Here is a 20,528-nt window from a genome sequence, read left to right as displayed (position 1 = left end):
ATGCCCCGTGAATGCTAGTTTGACGGGGCATTTATATTAAATTTCTCCTCTTGACACACTTAAACTTTACTACATACTTAACTTTCTTTATACTAGTAGGATGTTGTATGACAAGTACCGTGGTATAATAAATCTATTGTGTATAGCCTGCACTTGAAATAATAATGTGAAGAAGCATTTATATCTATTTACATACATTACTTTTCGTCAGGAAGGATCAATTTAAGTCAATTCCATATAACAAAAGTATAAAAATGTTTTTTCAATAAAATATAGAAATAAATCTTAAATAAATTGGCAATAACTGAATTTAAATGTATGATTATTTCAAGAAATATTTTTGAGCATAGAACAAGCATTTTTGGTACACTTACAATTAGTACATACAGACGAAGTAAGTGTTTTTATAATAGAGAGGGGTTCATTGAATGAACGAAAAGAAAGTCTATTCCTACGAATGGGCTGGCCGTCCACTTGTAATTGAAGTAGGACAGTTAGCAAAACAAGCAAACGGAGCTGTATTAGTACGCTATGGCGATACTTCCGTATTATCTACAGCCACAATGTCAAAATCACCAAAACCACTTGATTTCTTCCCATTAACAGTAAACTATGAAGAACGTCTATATGCTGCGGGTAAAATTCCTGGCGGCTTTATTAAGCGTGAAGGGCGTCCATCTGAAAAAGCTATATTGGCGAGCCGTTTAATCGACCGTCCAATCCGTCCGATGTTCCCAGATGGTTTCCGTAACGAAGTTCAAGTAATCTCTATGGTTATGTCAAATGATTCTGACTGTACGTCTGAAATGGCAGCAATGGTTGGTTCTTCATTAGCATTAGCTATTTCTGACATTCCATTTGATGGACCGATCGCAGGTGTACAAGTTGGTTATATTGATGGGGAGTTCATTGTTAATCCAACAGTGGAACAATCCAACCAATCGACAATTCATTTATCTGTAGCAGGGAATAAGGACGCTATCAACATGGTTGAAGCTGGCGCACTTGAAGTTCCAGAAGAAGTGATGTTAGAAGCGATTATGTTTGGACATGAAGAAATTAAAAAAATTATCGCATTCCAAGAGCAAATTGTGGCTGAGGTAGGAAAAGAAAAGAAACCAGTTACATTATTTGAAATTGATGAAGCAATCCAAGCGGATATAAAGGCTGCTTGTGAGACTGATATGCATGATGCTATTCAAACTGCTGAGAAACATGCTCGTGACGAAGCGATTCAAGCTGTAAAAGATCGTATTATTGCTTCCTATGAAGAGCAAGAAGCAGATGATGATACGATGAAGCAGGTTTATACAATACTTGATAAGATGGTAAAAGATGAAGTACGTCGTCAAATCACTGAAGATAAAATTCGTCCAGATGGTCGTAAACTAGACGAGATTCGACAACTTTCCTCTGAAACAGGAATATTACAACGTACTCACGGCTCAGGTCTATTTACACGTGGACAAACTCAAGCACTTTCTATTTGTACGTTAGGTGCGCTTGGTGATGTACAAATTATTGACGGTTTAGGTGTCGAAGAATCAAAACGCTTCATGCACCACTATAATTTCCCTCAATTCTCGGTTGGTGAGACAGGTCCAATTCGTGGACCAGGTCGTCGTGAAATTGGACATGGAGCTTTAGGAGAACGTGCACTGGAAGCAGTAATTCCTGATGAGTCTGTTTTCCCATATACAATCCGTTGTGTATCAGAAGTACTTGAATCAAATGGTTCAACGTCTCAAGCTTCTATTTGTGCATCTACATTAGCTATGATGGATGCTGGTGTTCCTTTAAAAGCACCAGTTGCAGGTATTGCAATGGGCCTTATTAAAAAAGATGAACATTATTCTATTTTAACGGATATTCAAGGTATGGAAGATCATCTAGGGGATATGGACTTTAAAGTGGCTGGTACAGCTAAAGGTGTAACAGCTCTACAAATGGACATTAAAATCGATGGCCTATCACGCAATATTTTAGAAGAAGCATTGACACAAGCTAAAGTAGGACGTATGCATATTTTAGAATCAATGCTTGCGACACTTGCAGAGCCACGTGAACACTTGTCTGAATTTGCACCAAAAATCGTGATTGTTAAAATCAATCCAGATAAAATTCGCGATGTTATTGGACCTGGCGGAAAACAAATTAACAAAATTATTGAAGAAACGGGCGTTAAGATTGATACAGAACAAGATGGTACAATCTATATCTCTTCTGCTAATGAAGAAATGAATGCACGCGCAAAACAAATTATTGAAGATATCGTACGTGAAGCTAAAGTAGGGGAATACTACTTATCGACAGTGAAGCGTATTGAAAAATTCGGTGCGTTTTGTGAAATCTTCCCAGGTAAAGATGGCTTGCTTCACATTTCAGAAATTCAAGAGGAACGTACAAAGCAAGTGGAAGACGTGTTAAAACTTGGCGATCAATTACTAGTAAAAGTAATTGAAATTGACAAACAAGGTCGTGTGAATTTATCTCGTAAAGTAGTACTACAAGAGGAAAAAGAACGCGCTGAACAACAAAAATAATAAAGATAAAAGGCTGCGTCTAATGCGCAGCCTTTTTAAATAGGTTATCATCATAAAGAAATAGATAGTTGGGGGAGATTTTTTGGTTCAAGTACATACATGTCAGAACGGTGTTCGTATCGTGTCAGAGCAAATTAACCATGTAAGATCTGTTGCTTTAGGTATTTTTGTTAATGCGGGCTCACGCTATGAACTGCCTGAAGAGAACGGTATTACACATTTTATAGAGCATATGCTGTTTAAAGGAACAGCAACTCGTTCAGCTCGTCAAATTGCGGAAGAGTTTGATCGGATAGGTGGAGAATTAAATGCTTTCACATCTAAGGAAAATACGTGTTATTATGCAAAAGTTTTAGATCATCATGCAGAGCTAGCAGTCTCTATTTTGGCTGATATGTTTTTTAATTCTACATTTGCAGAAGAAGAACTAGAAAAAGAACGACAAGTCGTATTAGAGGAAATATTAATGAGCGAAGATGCTCCGGACGATGATGTGCATGAAAAGCTGTGGAGTGTCATGTATCCCAATGATGCACTGGGCCGTCCGATATTGGGCAGTGCAGCTACATTAAAGACATTTACTGCTGAGGCGATTCGCCATTATATGGCCAAACATTATGGTCCAGAGTCAGTGGTAATTTCCATTGCGGGCAATATTTCACCTCAGCTCATGGCTACGATTGAACGGTTATTTGGACAATATCAGCCTTCCGCAGTTGCGATTGCGCCTGTGCTGACAAATCCTTCATTTCATCCTGGAGAAATTTCCAAAACCCGAGATACTGAGCAAGCACATTTAGCTATATCTTATCCAGCTATTGGTGTTAAGGACCCTGATATGTATAGCTTTATTGCGTTAAATAATATTATCGGTGGCAATATGAGCTCACGATTGTTCCAAGAGGTACGTGAAGAAAGAGGTCTAGCTTATTCTATTTTCTCTTACCAATCCTGTTATGCAGATGTTGGGGCGTTCACCATTTATGGCAGTACTAGCCGTCAGCAATTATCACAGCTACAACATACTATTGATGCTACTCTACTCGATATTGTCGCAGGTGGTGTCACGGGAGAAGAGCTTGATAATGCAAAAGAGCAGCTGAAAGGTAGCTTTGTTCTAGGGTTAGAGGGAACTGGCGCACGTATGAATCGGAATGGTACGAGTGAGCTTGTTCATCGTAAACATCGTACAGTAGATGAGGTTTTAGCGTCTATAGATGCTGTATCCATGGACTCAGTGGATCGATTGATTGCTAAAATTTTGAAAGCAGAGCCGGCTATTTCAATTATTGGACCAAGCGAATAAAATAGCTACCTCCTAGTATATTCTTAAAGTAGGTGTCTCAAATGATTATTGAGACACCTACTTTTTATTTATATTATCAATTAGGCATTGTAATTATCAATTAACTCTGATAGTATGATTGATATTGAAAATCATTTTCATTTACACGGAGGAAATAATAGATATGAAAAAATGGCTATATGTTAGTACACTTGCATTATCATTAGCACTAGTTGGATGTGCAGAACAAGAAGAGAAAGGTGCAGACAAAGAAATTCAAAAGGAAGAAGTAGCAAAGCAAGATGAAGCTGCTGATACTTCGGCTGTCAAAAAAGATGAATTTCAAGATGGTGTTGATGAAGAAGCCTTTCAGAAGGCATTAGCAAGCTTTCCTACAACAGTTCCAGAAAAAATTGTAACGACATCAGTTCCTTTAACAGAAATGCTACATCTTTTGGAAATCACACCAGTGGGGGTACCAACATCGACAAACCCGATACCATCTGACTTTGATTCGATTACAAAAATTGGTTCACCAATGTCACCAGATTTAGAAGTTATTTCGAGTTTACAAACCGATTTGATTCTTGGTGCTTCTTCTCTACAAAGCTCATTAGATCAAGCACTACAGGGAATGAATCTCCCAACAGCTTATTTACCAACAGATTCGTATGATGACTTAAAATTGAGTTTTAAGGTGCTAGGTACATACTTTGGTAAAGAAGAAAAAGCAAATGAAATCTTACAAAACCTTGTAGCAAAAGAAAAAGAGCTGGAAGAGCAAGCACAAGGAAAAGAATTACCATCTGTTATGCTCGTTATCGGAACATCTGATTCCTTTATGGTAATGAATGACAAATCCTACTTAGGAAGCTTAGTCGAAAGATTGGGAGCAGATAATATTGCGAAATCAGTATTAAAAGCAGAGTCTACTTATTCACCAATGAATTTAGAAGATATTGTTGTAGCGGATCCAGATATTGTCTTTGTCTTAGCGTCTGGCGATCACGGAGCGAATGAAGATAAATTTAAACAAGAAATTGAAAAAAATAGTGCTTGGCAACAATTATCAGCATATAAAAATGACAAAATCTATATGCTTGATTACAGTATTTTCGGTGTCACATCTATTACAAATGCTGAGACAGCACTAACAACGATTGCAGATTATTTCTATAAATAAGTTCGTGAGGTAGAGGTATGATTCATACAGCAAGAAGTCGCATGATTATTATCACGACCTTTGTGGTAACCATGTTAGCAGCAGTAATAGCAATTGGATTAGGTAGTGTCCATATTTCAATTCCTGATATATTATCGACCCTTATCAATGGTCGTGGTCAAGAGGGTGTGTATACAACCATTATATGGGATATCCGTCTTCCGCGCGTGTTACTAGCTTTAATCATTGGCGCAAGTATAGCTATATCTGGGGCGTTACTACAGGCAGTCATGGGAAATCCGTTAGCAGACCCAGGTTTAACAGGGGTAACAAGTGGTGCTGCAGCATTTGTATTGATAATCCTTTTAGCAAATCCAGAATTAACCCATTTGATTCCTATCGCGGCCTTTGTTGGTGGTTTAATTGCAGCAGCAATTGTCTATGCACTCGCCTGGAGACGGACAGGCATTACCCCCATCACCATTATTTTATCAGGGGTTGCAGTAAATGCTTTATGTGGGGGCGTCATTGGCTTTTTGTCGATACTATATAGTGATCGTCTACCATCGGCAGTACAATGGATGAATGGTAGTCTCGCTGCAAAAGGAAATGCATCGCTGCATATGATTTATTTGTACGCCATTATAGGCTGGATACTATCCATTTTTGCGATTCGCAAAGCTAACATTATCCGTTTGGGCGATCAGGTCGCTACTAATTTAGGGGAAAGTGTAACACGTATTCGTATTATGCTATCAATTTTAGCTGTCTTTTTAGCAGCAATATCTGTTGCTGCAGTAGGGATGATCAGCTTTGTTGGATTAATAGTACCTCATATGGCGAGATTATTAGTGGGTTCTGATTATAAATACATGTTGCCTATGAGTATGGCCTTGGGGGCGATTGTTTTATTGGTTGCCGATACGGGCGGACGGACACTATTTGCACCACTTGATATTCCGGCAGGTATTTTAATGGCGGTAATCGGTGGACCTTACTTCTTATACTTAATGAGAAAGAGGGCGTTTTAATGTTAAAAATTGAACAGCTATCCATCAGCTATGAACAAAAGGAAGTTGTCCATAATTTTTCATTTGAAGTGGAACAAGGTGAGATTCTATCGATTATTGGACCGAATGGCTCTGGTAAATCAACGATATTAAAGGCGATTGCACGGATGCAGCCGTACAGTGGTGGAAATATCCTGTTTGAAGGAGAAAATATGCGTCGACTATCCTCAAAGGAAATCGCACGTAAAATGTGTATGCTGAGTCAGCAAAACCAAGCTCCGAGCGATATTTCTGTCAAAAGTTTAGTGGCCTATGGTCGATATCCGCATAAAAAATGGTTTGAACGCCTGAATGCAGAGGATGAGGCAATTATTGATTGGGCATTAGAAAAAACCTATCTCTCTCATTATAAAGAAAAACCAATAGCCGCTTTGTCTGGTGGTGAGGCACAGCGAGCATGGATTGCAATGGCTTTGGCACAACGACCACAAGTCTTATTATTGGATGAGCCCACGACCTTTTTAGATATTGCTCATCAGCATGAAGTGCTAGAATTAGTACGGGAGCTTAATCGTGATATGGGTATGACAGTTGTGATGGTGCTTCATGATTTGAACCAAGCTTCTAGCTACAGCGATAAAATCGTCGTTGTAAAGGATGGTAACCGAGCACAAATAGGGACACCGGATGAAGTTATGACTGAACAAATGATCCAACAAATATATCGTATGGAAGCTGAAATTCAATATGTATCTTGGGATAATGCTCCGAGAATTCAATTAAAAAATACGGTTAGAGTATAGGGGGAAATAATATGCCAAAAGCAATTGATATTGAACAAGTAAAACATGATTATGAAAGCTTTATACAAAATAAAAAAAACTGTGTGTTAAGCTTCGTGAATGGGGAAGGTAAGCCTTTTAGTAGTACTACGCCCTTTGTGCGACTCAACGGAAAGTTTTATGTTTATATTAGCCGAGTAGCAGAGCATTACCAACTCATGGATCAATCGGAAGTGGTTGATTTAATATGTGTAGCAGATGAGGCCGTAACAGCCAATCCATTTGCTCCAGAGCGAGCACGTTGGCAATGTGTACCGAAAAAATTAGGGAATGAAGGTCATGAGGACATATTTGAGACATTCGATCAACTGTTTAATGCAAAAATGATGGAGTTGTTGCGCTCACTTGATTTTTCTTTATTCGAACTAACGCCAATAGAGGGGCGTTATGTTGTTGGATTTGGCAAAGCCTTTACGATTGATATTGCTAATGATACATTAATTCATGTAGTTGTAGATAAAAAATAGGTTGCCTGAAGGGCAGCCTATTTTCTTTTACGCTTATAATATTTCTCGTGCCATCAATAAATGAAGACATTTTTGAAAAACTAACCAGCTACTAAAAATACTTATAAGCGTTGGTATGAACAGGATGAAAAGATTCCCTGCTACTAGAGATAAATAAAAATGAACAACCGCATTAAGAGCTATAATTAGCACTGTAGCTGTAAGCATCCGTAAAGATCGCATTTTCTCCGTTTCCTCGAGCTGTTGAATATAAAATTGACTAGAAAGTAGAGAAAAAGAGCTACTGATAAAACCAACATACATAGCAAAATGCGCAATAAAGTTTGTAGAAGCTTCAGTCTGTGAAAAGTACAATGGTGCAATTAAAATATAAAGACTAGCAACAAAGGCATAGCAAAAAAGGAAATCCGACTGTAATTGGACTTTCTTTGAGATTGGCAAGCTATTAACATAAACTCCCCATTTTACTTGACGATCCCCTTTATATAAATTTTCAACGAGGCTAGCGGAAACAATTACAACAAATAAACAAATGAATGGACTATCTAAATAAGGAGAGCGTATGAAATAAAGAATGAAACAGATAGTGATTGCAAAAAAGATAGTCCATCTTTGTACGATAAATCTTTGTATTAATAAGGCACGCATGGAATCCCCCCTAGAATTCTTTTCGTTTATAGATTTCTGTAGAAATGAGTGAGGATAGCCATAGTAACAGAAGTCCAGCGAAAGGTGTAAAATAGATGAAGTGCTTTAAATCTAAAATTGTCATAATCATTGAGGGTATAGCGCCTTTAAGCATCCCCACTAAAAAGCCAGGGATAAAACAAAGTGCAATCAGAACCATTCTTCCTTTGAGAGAGCCATATTTAATATAAATAGGTAAAAAAACGGCTAACAGACAAAGGGCCGATGTTACAATCATCATAAACGTGAGGAAAAATTGAGCAGTCATCTCATTACTGCTCAATCGATGAATAAGAAAAATAATCGGTAGAGCAATGACAAGACCGATCAGCATTAATAACACACTTAGTAAGTATTTACTAAGCACAATATCAGCTTTTGTAATTGGAAAGGTATTAGCGTATTTATCCCAATTGCATTGTTCATCATACGCAAGGGCAGTGATGGCTTGAATGGTAACAATAAAGACAATAACAGCTAAAAGCATAGAAGCTTCTCGCATAAGAATAGCCATAATAAGGAGAAAAAGTATGACAAATAATTGTGACTTCATTTGACGCTGAATGGTCATAAAATCTTTTACTAGTAATCCAATCATAATCAAACACACCCTTTCACGAAAAATAGCATAATATCTTCGATAGAGGGTCTTTCAAGTTTAAAAACCTCATTTACTTCCTTTTTAAGTACTAATGCGTCGATTCCAAATACGCCATTGCGCTTTCTTAAAATCGCATGCTCAGGTAATTCGTTTACCTCCTCAAGACTTCCTTTGAAAATGCCATACTCATATAAAAGGGCATCTTTACTTTCACTCAATAAAATTTCCCCATTATGAATAAGGGTGATATGGTCTGCTATTTTTTCTAAATCACTTGTAATATGGGAAGAAAAAAGAATACTGTGTGTTTCATCCTGCATAAATGCTAAAAATAAATCTAAAATTTCATCGCGAATAATGGGGTCCAGACCACTTGTTGGTTCATCTAAAATTAAGAGCTTCGGATGATGGGACAATGCTAAAGCAATTGATAGCTTCATTCTCATGCCTCGCGAAAGTTCCTTGATTTTTTTCTTCTTTGGCACGTTAAATTGAGCTAATCGCTCGAAGTAGTAATCTGTATCCCATGTTTTAAATACCTTTTTCATAATTTTGTCGAGCTGAGTCGCCGTCAGCGTTTCGGGTACGTGTAATTCATCAAAAACCACGCCAATGTCATTTTTTATCGATTGTTCATGCTCGACATGATCTTTATTAAAAAGTAATATATCGCCGTATTCTTTTTTGACTAAATTAAGCATGCACTTAATCGTTGTTGATTTTCCAGCACCATTTTCTCCAACAAAGCCCATTACGGTTCCTTGAGGTACTGAAAAACTTACATCTTTTAGTGAAAATCCTTCAAACCCTTTATGTAAGTCATGAATTTCGATGGCATTCATCTTAATGATCCCCCTCTAACATCAAAGTGACTAAATCTTGTAACTCTTCATTTGATAAACCAGCTGTTTTCGCTAATTTTACGGCTTTCAGTACATGTTCCTCTACTTGTCGCAAGAGCTCCTCACGCAGGAAATCCTGGTTACGTTCCGTTACAAAGCTTCCCTTCCCAGCGACTGTTTCAATAAAGCCATCCCGTTCTAAATCGGCATAGGCGCGTTTAGTAGTCATTACGCTTATTTTTAAATCTTTAGCTAAAGCACGAATGGATGGTAGGGCATCACCTGCTTGCAATTTATTAGCTAGAATGGCTTCTTTGAGCTGGATGGTGATTTGCTCATAGATAGGCTTATCACTGGCATTGCTTAAATGGATATGCAAAATCCTCACCTCTTATAACTGTATATATACACTATATACAGATTGGAGCGGAAATGCAATATATTCCTACTTTTGGTAGGGGGCACGATTTACAAAAACTCGGCATATATTGAGGTAACGGCTCAAGGAGGGAGATGAGGAATGCTACTATCTGAGATGGTGGATAAAGAGTTAATTCAAATTGAGGGTGGTGTACATTTTGGCATCCTGGCTCATACAGAATGCCTATTAGATGTGCAAACAGGAAAAATACATGGCTTTGAGATTGTCAAAGATAAATTACCTTTCCAAAAAAAGAAAATGAAGGTTAGTGAAATGATACCTTGGCACGAAATTATATTAATTGGTGAAGATCGAATTTTATTTAACAAGACATCTACAGTACAGTCAGAATATTTACAGTGAGGTGAGCTTTTGGAAAACGAAAAATGGCTCGTTATCGGTGAGGACTCCAGATTAAAAGAACTAGCAACAATGTTAAGAAGTCCATCGAGAACAGTGTTTTATAAAAGAACGACAGTTTGGAACGAGGAGTTAAATAAACTTGTTTTAGAATTTCAACCAAATAAAATTATTCTACCTATCCTGCCTTTAAAAATAGAAGTAGAACAGCTATATGGTATATCACAGGTTAAATTTTATACAGGTCGTTTAACTATGCACTGGAAGCATCTGCTAGAAAAAAATGAATCCCTTTGCTATTTGCAACAAGAATCGTTTATTTGGCAAAATGCTAGATTAACAGCAGAGGGGTTTATCGCCACGTTTTACGGACTCGAGCAAAAATGTATTTACGGACAAAACTTTACAATCGCAGGTTTCGGACGTATCGCAAAAATGCTCGCTTCTTTATTAGTTAAGATGGGGGCAAATGTTCATATTGTTGCACGTTCGGTTGTACAAGTGAGTGAAGCTAAAGCATATGGCTATAAAGCTACGGACTTAGATGATCGTTTATGGTCAATTAATGAAGGTACATTTATTAATACCATTCCAGCTAAATGGATTACAGAATCGTTTAAAGATCATGTTCCAGCAGTTTTATATGATTTAGCCTCAGAGCCAGGCTGTTTGGATATAGATGCTGAGCAACTTCAAACATATGTACTGTTGCCATCATTGCCTGGGAAATACTTTGCACATGATGCTGCTGAAATTCTGTGCAAGGCCATAGAGGAGGAAGAAGATTGTTAACGGGGAAACGAATTGGCCTAGGTATTACAGCCTCTCATTGTACGTATGAAGATGTCATACCTAAAATTCAAAATTTTATGGATGTTGGTGCAACAGTTATACCAATCATTACCCATTCCGTTTTACATGCAGCTACACGCTTTGGTACAGGGGAGGAATGGATTGCTAAAATAGAAGCTTTAACTGGAGAAAAGGTTATTTCTTCTATAAAAGAAGCGGAGCCATTTGGTCCATCCAATCCACTGGATGCAATGGTAATCGCTCCAATGACAGGTAATAGTATTAGTAAGTTTGCCAATGCGGCAACAGATAGCCCTGTTCTTATGGCAGCAAAGGCAACTTTACGTAATGGATCACCTGTAGTGTTAGGAATTTCAACAAATGATGCACTCGGCTTAAATGGAATAAATATAATGAAGTTGTTAAATGCCAAAAATATTTATTTTATCCCATTTGGTCAGGACTCTCCTCACTCCAAACCAAATTCTCTCATTGCTGATTTTGACCAAATGGTAGATACTGTTCATGCAGCAATTACGCAGAAAAAGCAATTACAACCGCTGTTGATACAATATTTCAAATAAATCATAGATTACACACAATTTTCAGTATTTTTGTGATACAATAGCACACATTATGGAACTTGTATTCAAGGAGAGATGACAGATGACAAAGCAGTTAACAGTTGCGGTTGTTGGAGCAACAGGAGCAGTAGGATCAAAAATGATGGAGCAATTAATCAAACGTAAATTTCCAATAGGAAACATTAAATTTCTAGCATCTGCACGTTCAGCAGGAAAATCAATCGAGTTTAATGGTCAAACATATACAATTGAAGAAGCGACACCTGAAGCTTTTGAAGGCGTCAATGTCGCTTTATTCTCAGCTGGTGGTTCAGTATCAGCTGTGCTTGCACCCGAAGCAGCAAAGCGTGGTGCGGTAGTTATTGATAATACGAGCCATTTCCGAATGGATCCAGAGGTACCACTTGTTGTACCTGAAGTGAATCGAGAAGACCTGGCGAAGCATAAAGGGATTATTGCAAATCCAAACTGCTCGACAATTCAAATGGTAGCTGCACTTGAGCCAATTCGTAAAGCATTTGGATTAACAAAAGTGCTTGTTTCAACGTATCAGGCGGTTTCAGGTGCAGGTATTTCGGCTATTGAAGAATTAAAAACACAAAGCGCAAACTGGGAAGCAGGTAGGGATGTAGAAGCAAATATTTTACCATCTGGTAGTGATAAGCGCCATTACCCAATCGCTCGTAATGTCATTCCACAAATTGATAAATTCACAGATAACGGATTTACATACGAAGAAATGAAAATGATTAATGAGACGAAAAAAATTATGCATGCACCAGAGCTAAAAGTTGCTGCTACTTGCGTTCGTGTGCCGGTCGTTTCAGGTCACTCAGAGTCTGTTTATATTGAGGTAGAGAAAGAAACATCAATCCAAGAGATTTTTGACGTATTACGCAATGCACCAGGTTTAGTATTACAAGATGATATTGCAACACAAACTTACCCAATGCCTATTTATGCAGAAGGGGAAGACGCTACTTTTGTAGGACGTATCCGTCAAGATTTAGACAACAAAAAAGGATTCCATCTATGGATCGTTTCTGACAATCTATTAAAAGGCGCTGCATTAAACTCTATCCAAATTGCAGAAGCAATGCTTGAGGATAACTTACTATAAGAGGGGTGTAAGGATGAATTTAGGTCGAATTGGAACGGCTATGATTACGCCGTTTACAGATGATGGCACGATAAATTATCCAGAATTAGAACGTATTATTAATCATTTGATCGACAATGGTACAGATTGTATTGTTGCTTGTGGTACGACTTCTGAAAATCCAACAATGTCTACTGAAGAAAAAATAGAGGTTGTTCGTTTTACAGTAGAAAAGGTAGCTGGTCGTGTGCCAGTTATTGCTGGTACAGGGGACAATGAAACAGCATACTCTATAGCCATGACCCATAAAGCAGAAGAAAATGGAGCAGATGGCATCATGCTTGTAGCTCCTTACTACAATAAACCAAATCAACGTGGGATTTTTGCTCACTTTGAAACGATTGCTAAACAAACGAGTCTACCAGTTATGCTCTATAATGTCCCAGGGCGTACTGGTGTGAATGTGGCCTATGAAACTTCTGTTGCATTAAGTAAGATTCCTAACATCGCTTGGATTAAAGAAGCAAGCGGCAATTTGGATCAGATGGGTGATGTTATTGAAAATGTTGATCCAGATGATGATTTCTTAGTGTATAGCGGAGATGATGGCCTAACATTGCCACTAATGGCGATTGGCGGGGCAGGCATTATTTCTGTCGCAGCTCATGTAGTAGGCAATGACATGCAATTAATGATTAAAGCGTTTGAAGAAGGAAATCATAAGCTAGCAGCTAAAATTCACCGAGCATTATTACCTCTTGTACGCGCGTTGTTCGCTCAACCGAACCCTTCACCTATTAAATATGCAATGACAAAACTAGGCTTTGATACACTCAATGTTCGTTTGCCAATGATGGAAATGACGGATGAAGAGAAGGCTAACTTTGATAACATTTGGGATACGTATCAAGAAAAAGCGAAAAGTTTTAGATAAATAAAAACGAGGCTGATCATACAAATCAGTCTCGCGGACTGTAGTCGACTCAATGAATTTTGAGTTGGCTACAGTCTTTTTTCTTTACGGGGTCGACCCCGCTACCCTCACTTTGTTGCTGCCACTTTGCTTTCGCACAGAAAACATCCACTCAGCCCAGAATCTCGACTTTCTCGCCCTTCGTTCCAATCAACCTCTACATAAAGAACTTCCTATTCATTTAGATTTTCGAGGTGGTCAACCATGATGACGCAAGATCAAATCCATGAACGTGAACAATTTGAAATGTTAATTATTGATCCATGAAATCCCAAAGATCATTTCGTGCGAAAACTAAAAGCAGCTATAAATTTTTTATTTAGATATCCTCTTTATTTCAGAAATCCATAACTTCTCATCCTCAAAAATACTTTAATGACTCTATTTCGATAAGGCTTCCAATATCTGTCTTTCCATCTACTAGCAATAAGGAAAAGATAAGAAAATATATTTCTGCTGTGAAACATGTATTTTTAATTTGTGCAAAAGCTTAGCAAACCGTATAATAAATGTTAAGTGGTTGCTGTTCGGGATATTTTTTAGGAGGAAATAAATTGACAAAAAAGAAAAATGAACTGATTCGAATCATCCCTCTTGGGGGTGTGGGCGAAATTGGAAAAGCAATGTACGTAGTAGAAATTGATGAAGAGCTATTTGTAGTAGATAGCGGCTTAATGTTCCCAGAGGACGAGATGCTAGGCATCGATATCGTGATCCCTGACATTACGTACTTAGAAGAAAATAAAGAGCGTGTGAAAGGTATATTCTTAACACACGGACATGAAGATGCAATTGGCTCGATTGCCTATGTATTGCAAAAAATAAAGGCACCAGTGTACGGCTCAAAATTAACAATTGCTCTAGCAAAGGAACATCTGAAAGAATTACCTGCACCACATCAGGTAAAGTTTTTTGAAGTAACAAACCGTAGTCGTATGAATTTCAACTCAACGTATGTAACATTCTTCCACACAACACATAGTATTCCCGATTCGTTAGGGGTAGTGTTCCATACATCTGAAGGCGCGATTGTTCATACAGGAGAGTTCAAATTCGATCAATCGGCGACAGGTAAATTTAAACCTGATTTAGCGAAAATGGCCCAGTTAGGGGAAGACGGCGTCTTTATTCTATTATCTGAGTCTTGTGAAGCTGAACGACCAGGTTATACAACATCGGAAATTGTCATTGAAGAACAATTATCAAAAACATTCCATTCAGCACCAGGTCGTATTTTAGTAGCTGTTTATGCATCGAATTTTATCCGAATTCAACAAGTATTTGCTCAAGCTCAAAAATCTTTCCGTAAAGTAGTGATTGTCGGGAAGCCATTAGAGAAGGCTGTAGATTTAGGTGTACAGCTGGGCTATTTAACAGTCGAAGAAGATACGATTATTCCAATTTCAGACATGCAAAAATATCAAGACGATGAAATTATCATTATTACAACAGGTAATAAAGGGGAGCCTTTAGATGCTCTAGAAAAAATCGTACGTAAGCATCATCGTGACATTAAAATTAAGCAAGGTGATACAGTTTTAATTACATTTACACCTTCTCCTGGTATGGAAGTGCAAATGGCTAATACGATGAACTCCATTTCTAAAGCTGGGGCTGAAATTCTAACTTCTAGCAAAAATGTGCACGTATCAGGTCATGGTAGTCAAGAAGATTTAAAGCTTATGTTAAATTTAATGCAGCCAAAGTATTTTATTCCTGTACAAGGGGAATATCGTATGCTAATTGCTCACTCTAAATTAGCTCAACAGCTAGGCATGCAAAAATCCCAAATATTTATCGCTGATAAAGGGGATATTGTTGAATATAAAAATAATAAGATGCGCATGAGTGGACGTGTACAAGCTGGTAACGTTTTAATTGATGGGATCGGTGTTGGCGATGTGGGGAATATTGTTCTTCGTGATCGTAAATTATTATCACAAGATGGTATTTTCATTGTGGTCGTGACATTAAATCGTGCACAAAAGAAAATTGCGTCTGGTCCAGAAATTTTATCACGCGGCTTTGTATATGTTCGTGAATCAGAAGAGTTAATGGTTGAGGCATCGGACATCGCAAGGACTGTTATTGAAAAATATGTAGGGAAAGATACATTTGAATGGACGAATATTAAGCAAGAAATTCGTGATACATTAAATACGTACCTATTCCAGAAAACAAAGCGTCGTCCAATGATTATTCCAATTATTATGGAATATTAATACAAATGACTCATCGTCAAGGCTTTGAGGAAAAATAAATGGAAAAGGATTTTCTCCCAATTGCGGTGGAAAATCCTTTTTTTGAAATGTTCGAGTTCTACATGGTATGATTCGCTACATATATAAAATGGATTGCAGAAGAAGGTGATAGAAATGGCGGTTAGTAAAAGAAAAAAAGCTACTAAAAGCAAAGCAACAACAGAAAAAAAAGAAATGTCTCCACTTATGTATGAAATTCTAGGACTGCTCTTAATTGCGCTTGCGGTCATCATGATTTTTGAATACGGTATGATCGGGCGTACGCTACAAACATTCGCAATGTTTCTATTAGGAAATTTACATTTTGCGGTTCCATTTATGCTAATATTTGTTGCGTTATTAATGATGATTGGTCGAAAAAAAGTCGGTATGAAAGACCGCTTAATTCTAGGTATGCTCCTCATTATTATGAGCTTAACCATCTTTAGTCATGGCATATTATTTGAACAATTATCAAAATCAGGTGGCTTATTATCTGATTCGGTTCTCCGTGAATCATGGCGAATTCTCATCAATACCGAGGGGATTATTCATCGCAGTAATGCACTAGGTGGTGGAATGATTGGTGCTCTTTTATTTAGTGGTCTTCACGTTCTATTTGAAGCATCAGGGGCAAGGGTCGTTGCTTGGGTTATTTTCTTTATCGGCTTGATTTTGGTTACTGGAAAAGCATTAGTGCCATATTTGGCAGAGAAAATGCCAGATTTATTTGGTAAATGGAAAAAGAAACATCGAGATAAGAAAAAAAATGCACCTAAAAAGCCAAGTAATCGCCGTTCTAGAGCAGAAAGTGTGGACGAGATTGCGGCGGTCAATCAAACTGCGGATATGCCTGAGCAAGAAGAAGAAGAAATACATCATGAGCCCATTATTTCTGCATTTACCCAAAATGTATCTCAGGAAAGAACTATATTTGATCAGGCAGAAATAGTGGACAATGAACACGATGAAGCTATGGATGAGGTCCATATTCAAGGGACAGATACTGTAGAAAATGCAGACTACCAGCTTCCATCCTATAATCTATTACAATTACCACCACAACATGATCAAAGTGGAGAATATTCTGTCATCCAGGCGAATGCCAAAAAGCTTGAACAAACATTGCAAAGCTTTGGCGTAAAGGCAAAGGTCACACAAGTTCATTTAGGACCAGCCGTTACGAAATATGAAATTTTACCTGATATTGGTGTCAAGGTAAGTAAAATTGTCAATCTGCAAGATGATCTAGCATTAGCGCTGGCTGCCAAGGATATTCGTATGGAGGCACCAATCCCTGGGAAATCGGCCATTGGTATTGAAGTGCCAAATAGTGAGGTTGCCATTGTTACTTTACGAGAGGTATTAGAATCGAAGGATGGCGCTAAGCCAGAGGCGTTGTTGCAGGTAGCATTTGGACGAGATATTACGGGACAAGCAGTACTAGCAGAGCTCAATAAAATGCCGCATTTACTAGTAGCGGGTTCAACAGGTAGTGGGAAAAGTGTCTGTATAAACGGCATAGTAGTATCCATACTAATGCGTACAAAACCACATGAAGTAAAGCTTATGATGATTGACCCGAAAATGGTGGAGTTAAACGTCTATAACGGTATTCCCCATTTATTGGCGCCTGTTGTGACCGATGCACGAAAAGCTTCTCAAGCCCTGAAAAAAGTTGTTTCTGAAATGGAGCGTCGATATGACCTGTTTTCACATACTGGAACACGAAATATTGAAGGCTACAATAATCATGTTCAAAAGGTCAATGAACAGACAGAAGAAAAGCATCCTAAGCTACCTTATATTGTAGTCATTGTAGATGAGTTAGCAGATTTGATGATGGTCGCATCTAGTGATGTGGAGGATTCAATTACCCGCTTAGCCCAAATGGCACGTGCAGCGGGAATCCATTTGATTATTGCAACGCAAAGACCAAGTGTAGATGTTTTAACAGGTGTCATTAAAGCTAATATTCCATCCCGAATTGCTTTTGCAGTTTCTTCAGCTATTGATTCGAGAACGATTTTAGATATGGGCGGAGCAGAACGATTACTGGGTCGCGGCGATATGTTATTTTTACCAGCCGGTGCCTCGAAACCAAAACGGGTACAAGGAGCCTTTTTATCGGATCAAGAGGTTGAGGCTGTTGTGAATTTTGTTATAGAACAGCAAAAGGCTCAGTATCAAGAGGAGATGATTCCTACTGAAGAAGAAACGATTTTAGAGGAAACCGATGAATTATATGACGAAGCAGTGCAATTAGTGGTCAGTATGCAAACAGCATCTGTCTCCATGCTTCAGCGTCGCTTCCGAATAGGCTATTCAAGAGCAGCACGTATTGTTGATCAGATGGAACAACGCGGTATTGTCGGGCCTCCTGAGGGCAGTAAGCCTCGTCAGGTGCTTATTCATCAATACGACAATTAAACATTAAATGGATGGCCCTTTCTGTATATTTGTCCATTTATTTGCAACGAATTTGAAGAAAGAATGAATTCTATAACAGATTTTATTTAAAACTGTTTATTTCATTCTGCAAAAATGTTATATTTATGAACGATTAGTAGGAATGTTGTACATCAGATGTCTGATCTCTGATTTTGGTGGTGATATATGTGACTATTAAAGCAGATCATCGTCATCTCTATCTTCAAGTAATCGATCGTTTAAAATCTGACATTGAGGCTGGCATTTTTAAAGAAAATGAAAAGCTGCCTTCAGAATTTGAATTATCGAAATCACTCGGAGTCAGTCGAGCAACACTTAGAGAGGCACTTCGACTGTTGGAAGAGGAAAATGTGATTGTGCGCCGACACGGGGTTGGGACTTTTGTCAACCCTAAGCCGTTGTTTACATCAGGCATCGAGCATTTATCGAGCATTTCTTCTATGATCGAGGCAGCGGGTATGGAGCCTGGTTCGCGTTTTTTAAAAGCGGCCGAGCACATTCCTTCTGAGGAAGATTTAAAACGCTTCCAATGTGATGACGACGATAAAATACTCACAATTGAACGTGTCAGAACAGCGGACGGTGAGCCCGTAGTTTACTGTATAGACAAGCTACCCGCAAGCTTCCTGCCTACTGACTTTGTCGAAAAAAAAGAAGTTTCACTGTTCTCTGCTCTTGAGCAATCTGGGAAAATCCATGTGGCCTATGCGGTTACGTACATTGATCCAGTTGGGTATCATGAACAAGCTTCACCGATTTTAAACTGTGGACGTGAAACAGCTCTTTTAGTGTTAAAGCAGTTGCATTACGATGACCATGATCAAGTAGTGCTCTATTCAAAAAATTATTTCCGAGCTGATAAATTCAGCTTCCATGTAGTTCGTAAACGGGTGTAGAACATTTCTAAATTTTTTTCCTGCTAATTACAATACCTTTGGGGGGTTAATTAAATGAAAAAACGTAAATTTGGTTTAGTATTAACATCAGTATTAGCGGCAAGTGCAATTTTAGGTGCTTGTGGTACAAAAGACGAAAAGCCTGCAAAAGAAAATGATAACGCTTCAGGTGGAGAAACATCAGAAGAATCATTTTCAGTAGCAATGGTTACTGACGTAGGTGGCGTTGATGACAAATCATTCAACCAATCTGCATGGGAAGGTGTTCAAGCTTACGGAAAAGAACACGGTCTTAAAAAAGGTGATGGTGGTTTCGACTATCTACAATCAGCTTCAGATGCTGACTATGAAACAAACTTAAACAACTTAGTGCGTCGTGACTTTAACTTAGTTTATGGTATCGGTTTCATGATGGCTGATGCAATCGATGCAGTAGCAGCTGAAAACCCAGACAATCACTTTGCGTTAATTGATGCTGAAGTGAAAGCAGACAACGTAGTAAACGTACTGTTCAAAGAGCAAGAAGGTGCTTTCTTAGCGGGTGTTGCTGCAGCTAAAATGTCTAAATCAGGTAAAATCGGCTTCGTAGGTGGCGTAGATATTCCAGTTATTAACCGCTTCCACGCTGGTTTTGTTGAAGGCGCTAAAGCAGTAAATCCAGATATCGACATCCAAGTAAAATACACTGGTGCATTTGATAAAGCAGATCTAGGAAAAATCACTGCTAACAGCATGTACTCTTCAGGTGTAGATGTCATCTTCCACGCTGCTGGTGCAACTGGTAATGGTGTATTCTCTGAAGCAAAAGAACGTAAAGCAAAAGATCCAAATGCAGATGTATGGGTAATCGGTGTAGATGCTGACCAGTACGAAGAAGGTAAAGTAGACGATAAAACAAACGTAACTTTAACTTCTATGTTAAAAGGTGTTAACACAGCAGTAGTAGATATTTCAAACAGAGCGAAAAACGGTGACTTCCCTGGTGGAGAAACACTTGTTTATGGTTTAGCTGAAGATGGAGTTAAACTTGCGGATTCTCGCGGTGCAATTCCAGAAGATGTACAAAAAGTAATCGATGAATATAAAGAAAAAATTGCTAAGGGTGAAATCGAAGTTCCAGAAAAAGTGGAAAAATAATTCATCTTTTGATCATCATAAGGGACTTTTAAGAAGGACCTTATGATGATTTTTCAATCTATCGTTATATTTAGATTATTCGCAATTCTCTATTTAACTAGATTTATATGAACCTTTTAGAGGTAGTATTAAGATT

The 20,528-nt window shown here is 38.2% G+C and carries 19 protein-coding genes; 15 read left to right on the top strand and 4 right to left on the bottom strand.

Features of this window, described 5'->3' with window-relative positions; genetic code table 11:
- Window positions 1-428 precede the first annotated feature (428 nt).
- From pnp to AC07YC_RS02460, 6 genes are all read left to right on the top strand, one after another.
- Window positions 429-2,543 (top strand): polyribonucleotide nucleotidyltransferase, encoded by a 2,115-nt coding sequence (gene pnp / locus AC07YC_RS02485; RefSeq protein ID WP_494918293.1) that lies wholly within the window; start codon window positions 429-431, stop codon window positions 2,541-2,543.
- 82 nt (window positions 2,544-2,625) lie between these two features.
- On the top strand, window positions 2,626-3,849 hold the full coding sequence (locus tag AC07YC_RS02480) for a M16 family metallopeptidase (RefSeq protein WP_494918292.1): 1,224 nt from the start codon (window positions 2,626-2,628) through the stop codon (window positions 3,847-3,849).
- A gap of 163 nt (window positions 3,850-4,012) precedes the next feature.
- Entirely contained in the window at window positions 4,013-5,011 is a 999-nt protein-coding gene (locus AC07YC_RS02475; RefSeq protein WP_336634318.1) for an ABC transporter substrate-binding protein, read from the top strand.
- A gap of 17 nt (window positions 5,012-5,028) precedes the next feature.
- The gene (locus AC07YC_RS02470) at window positions 5,029-6,021 is read left to right on the top strand and encodes a FecCD family ABC transporter permease (RefSeq protein WP_336634317.1); all 993 of its coding nucleotides are present in this window, start codon (window positions 5,029-5,031) and stop codon (window positions 6,019-6,021) included.
- Window positions 6,021-6,803: an ABC transporter ATP-binding protein gene (locus AC07YC_RS02465; protein WP_336634316.1), complete on the top strand. Its 783-nt coding sequence runs from the start codon at window positions 6,021-6,023 to the stop codon at window positions 6,801-6,803. Before AC07YC_RS02470 ends, AC07YC_RS02465 begins: the two co-directional genes overlap by 1 nt.
- 11 nt (window positions 6,804-6,814) lie before the next feature.
- Window positions 6,815-7,309, top strand: coding sequence for a heme iron utilization protein (locus AC07YC_RS02460; protein WP_494918291.1), 495 nt, complete (start codon window positions 6,815-6,817; stop codon window positions 7,307-7,309).
- A gap of 33 nt (window positions 7,310-7,342) precedes the next feature.
- On the opposite strand, the gene AC07YC_RS02455 is transcribed toward AC07YC_RS02460, so the two are convergent.
- From AC07YC_RS02455 to AC07YC_RS02440, 4 genes are read right to left on the bottom strand one after another with little or no spacing between them, the layout of a single operon-like run.
- On the bottom strand, window positions 7,343-7,957 hold the full coding sequence (locus AC07YC_RS02455) for an ABC-2 transporter permease (protein WP_494918290.1): 615 nt from the start codon (window positions 7,955-7,957) through the stop codon (window positions 7,343-7,345).
- A gap of 10 nt (window positions 7,958-7,967) precedes the next feature.
- Window positions 7,968-8,594 carry an ABC-2 transporter permease gene (locus tag AC07YC_RS02450; protein WP_494918289.1) on the bottom strand — a complete coding sequence of 209 codons (627 nt, stop codon included), beginning with the start codon at window positions 8,592-8,594 and terminating at the stop codon, window positions 7,968-7,970.
- A gap of 2 nt (window positions 8,595-8,596) precedes the next feature.
- Window positions 8,597-9,439: an ABC transporter ATP-binding protein gene (locus AC07YC_RS02445; RefSeq protein WP_494918288.1), complete on the bottom strand. Its 843-nt coding sequence runs from the start codon at window positions 9,437-9,439 to the stop codon at window positions 8,597-8,599.
- A 1-nt stretch (window position 9,440) separates the two neighbouring features.
- Complete coding sequence (locus AC07YC_RS02440; RefSeq protein WP_008178959.1) at window positions 9,441-9,818, bottom strand: GntR family transcriptional regulator; 378 nt, start codon at window positions 9,816-9,818, stop codon at window positions 9,441-9,443.
- Between the two features lie 141 nt (window positions 9,819-9,959).
- On the opposite strand from AC07YC_RS02440, the gene AC07YC_RS02435 reads away from it, so the two are divergent.
- From AC07YC_RS02435 to AC07YC_RS02395, 9 genes are all read left to right on the top strand, one after another.
- Complete coding sequence (locus AC07YC_RS02435; protein ID WP_004224966.1) at window positions 9,960-10,223, top strand: YlmC/YmxH family sporulation protein; 264 nt, start codon at window positions 9,960-9,962, stop codon at window positions 10,221-10,223.
- A gap of 9 nt (window positions 10,224-10,232) precedes the next feature.
- Window positions 10,233-11,012: an NAD(P)-dependent oxidoreductase gene (locus tag AC07YC_RS02430; RefSeq protein ID WP_336634309.1), complete on the top strand. Its 780-nt coding sequence runs from the start codon at window positions 10,233-10,235 to the stop codon at window positions 11,010-11,012.
- Window positions 11,006-11,596, top strand: a complete 591-nt coding sequence (locus AC07YC_RS02425) for a dipicolinate synthase subunit B (protein ID WP_008178956.1) — start codon at window positions 11,006-11,008, stop codon at window positions 11,594-11,596. Before AC07YC_RS02430 ends, AC07YC_RS02425 begins: the two co-directional genes overlap by 7 nt.
- Window positions 11,597-11,678: 82 nt before the next feature.
- Window positions 11,679-12,716: an aspartate-semialdehyde dehydrogenase gene (locus AC07YC_RS02420; RefSeq protein ID WP_494918287.1), complete on the top strand. Its 1,038-nt coding sequence runs from the start codon at window positions 11,679-11,681 to the stop codon at window positions 12,714-12,716.
- A gap of 13 nt (window positions 12,717-12,729) precedes the next feature.
- Window positions 12,730-13,629: a 4-hydroxy-tetrahydrodipicolinate synthase gene (gene dapA, locus AC07YC_RS02415; protein WP_494918286.1), complete on the top strand. Its 900-nt coding sequence runs from the start codon at window positions 12,730-12,732 to the stop codon at window positions 13,627-13,629.
- Between the two features lie 593 nt (window positions 13,630-14,222).
- Window positions 14,223-15,890 (top strand): ribonuclease J, encoded by a 1,668-nt coding sequence (locus AC07YC_RS02410; RefSeq protein WP_494918285.1) that lies wholly within the window; start codon window positions 14,223-14,225, stop codon window positions 15,888-15,890.
- Between the two features lie 153 nt (window positions 15,891-16,043).
- Window positions 16,044-18,338: an FtsK/SpoIIIE family DNA translocase gene (locus AC07YC_RS02405; RefSeq protein WP_494918284.1), complete on the top strand. Its 2,295-nt coding sequence runs from the start codon at window positions 16,044-16,046 to the stop codon at window positions 18,336-18,338.
- A 188-nt stretch (window positions 18,339-18,526) separates the two neighbouring features.
- On the top strand, window positions 18,527-19,255 hold the full coding sequence (locus tag AC07YC_RS02400; protein ID WP_336634305.1) for a GntR family transcriptional regulator: 729 nt from the start codon (window positions 18,527-18,529) through the stop codon (window positions 19,253-19,255).
- Window positions 19,256-19,309: 54 nt separating this feature from the next.
- Window positions 19,310-20,392, top strand: a complete 1,083-nt coding sequence (locus AC07YC_RS02395) for a BMP family lipoprotein (RefSeq protein ID WP_036124090.1) — start codon at window positions 19,310-19,312, stop codon at window positions 20,390-20,392.
- Window positions 20,393-20,528: the final 136 nt, after the last annotated feature.

It is taken from the genome of Lysinibacillus sp. GW247-5R2A (genome assembly GCF_059424475.1).
The sequence above is the reverse complement of the archived record's forward strand: the minus strand, read 5'-3'. Positions and strand labels throughout refer to the sequence as shown.

Bases quoted from the DNA above. Each gene is read 5' to 3' on its own strand.
- AC07YC_RS02450 (WP_494918289.1), bottom strand. From the start codon at position 8,594: ATGATTGGATTACTAGTAAAAGATTTTATGACCATTCAGCGTCAAATG.
- AC07YC_RS02460 (WP_494918291.1), top strand. From the start codon at position 6,815: ATGCCAAAAGCAATTGATATTGAACAAGTAAAACATGATTATGAAAGC.
- AC07YC_RS02465 (WP_336634316.1), top strand. From the start codon at position 6,021: ATGTTAAAAATTGAACAGCTATCCATCAGCTATGAACAAAAGGAAGTT.
- dapA (WP_494918286.1), top strand. From the start codon at position 12,730: ATGAATTTAGGTCGAATTGGAACGGCTATGATTACGCCGTTTACAGAT.
- AC07YC_RS02435 (WP_004224966.1), top strand. From the start codon at position 9,960: ATGCTACTATCTGAGATGGTGGATAAAGAGTTAATTCAAATTGAGGGT.
- AC07YC_RS02405 (WP_494918284.1), top strand. From the start codon at position 16,044: ATGGCGGTTAGTAAAAGAAAAAAAGCTACTAAAAGCAAAGCAACAACA.
- AC07YC_RS02445 (WP_494918288.1), bottom strand. From the start codon at position 9,439: ATGAATGCCATCGAAATTCATGACTTACATAAAGGGTTTGAAGGATTT.
- AC07YC_RS02470 (WP_336634317.1), top strand. From the start codon at position 5,029: ATGATTCATACAGCAAGAAGTCGCATGATTATTATCACGACCTTTGTG.
- AC07YC_RS02395 (WP_036124090.1), top strand. From the start codon at position 19,310: ATGAAAAAACGTAAATTTGGTTTAGTATTAACATCAGTATTAGCGGCA.
- pnp (WP_494918293.1), top strand. From the start codon at position 429: ATGAACGAAAAGAAAGTCTATTCCTACGAATGGGCTGGCCGTCCACTT.
- AC07YC_RS02475 (WP_336634318.1), top strand. From the start codon at position 4,013: ATGAAAAAATGGCTATATGTTAGTACACTTGCATTATCATTAGCACTA.
- AC07YC_RS02455 (WP_494918290.1), bottom strand. From the start codon at position 7,957: ATGCGTGCCTTATTAATACAAAGATTTATCGTACAAAGATGGACTATC.
- AC07YC_RS02420 (WP_494918287.1), top strand. From the start codon at position 11,679: ATGACAAAGCAGTTAACAGTTGCGGTTGTTGGAGCAACAGGAGCAGTA.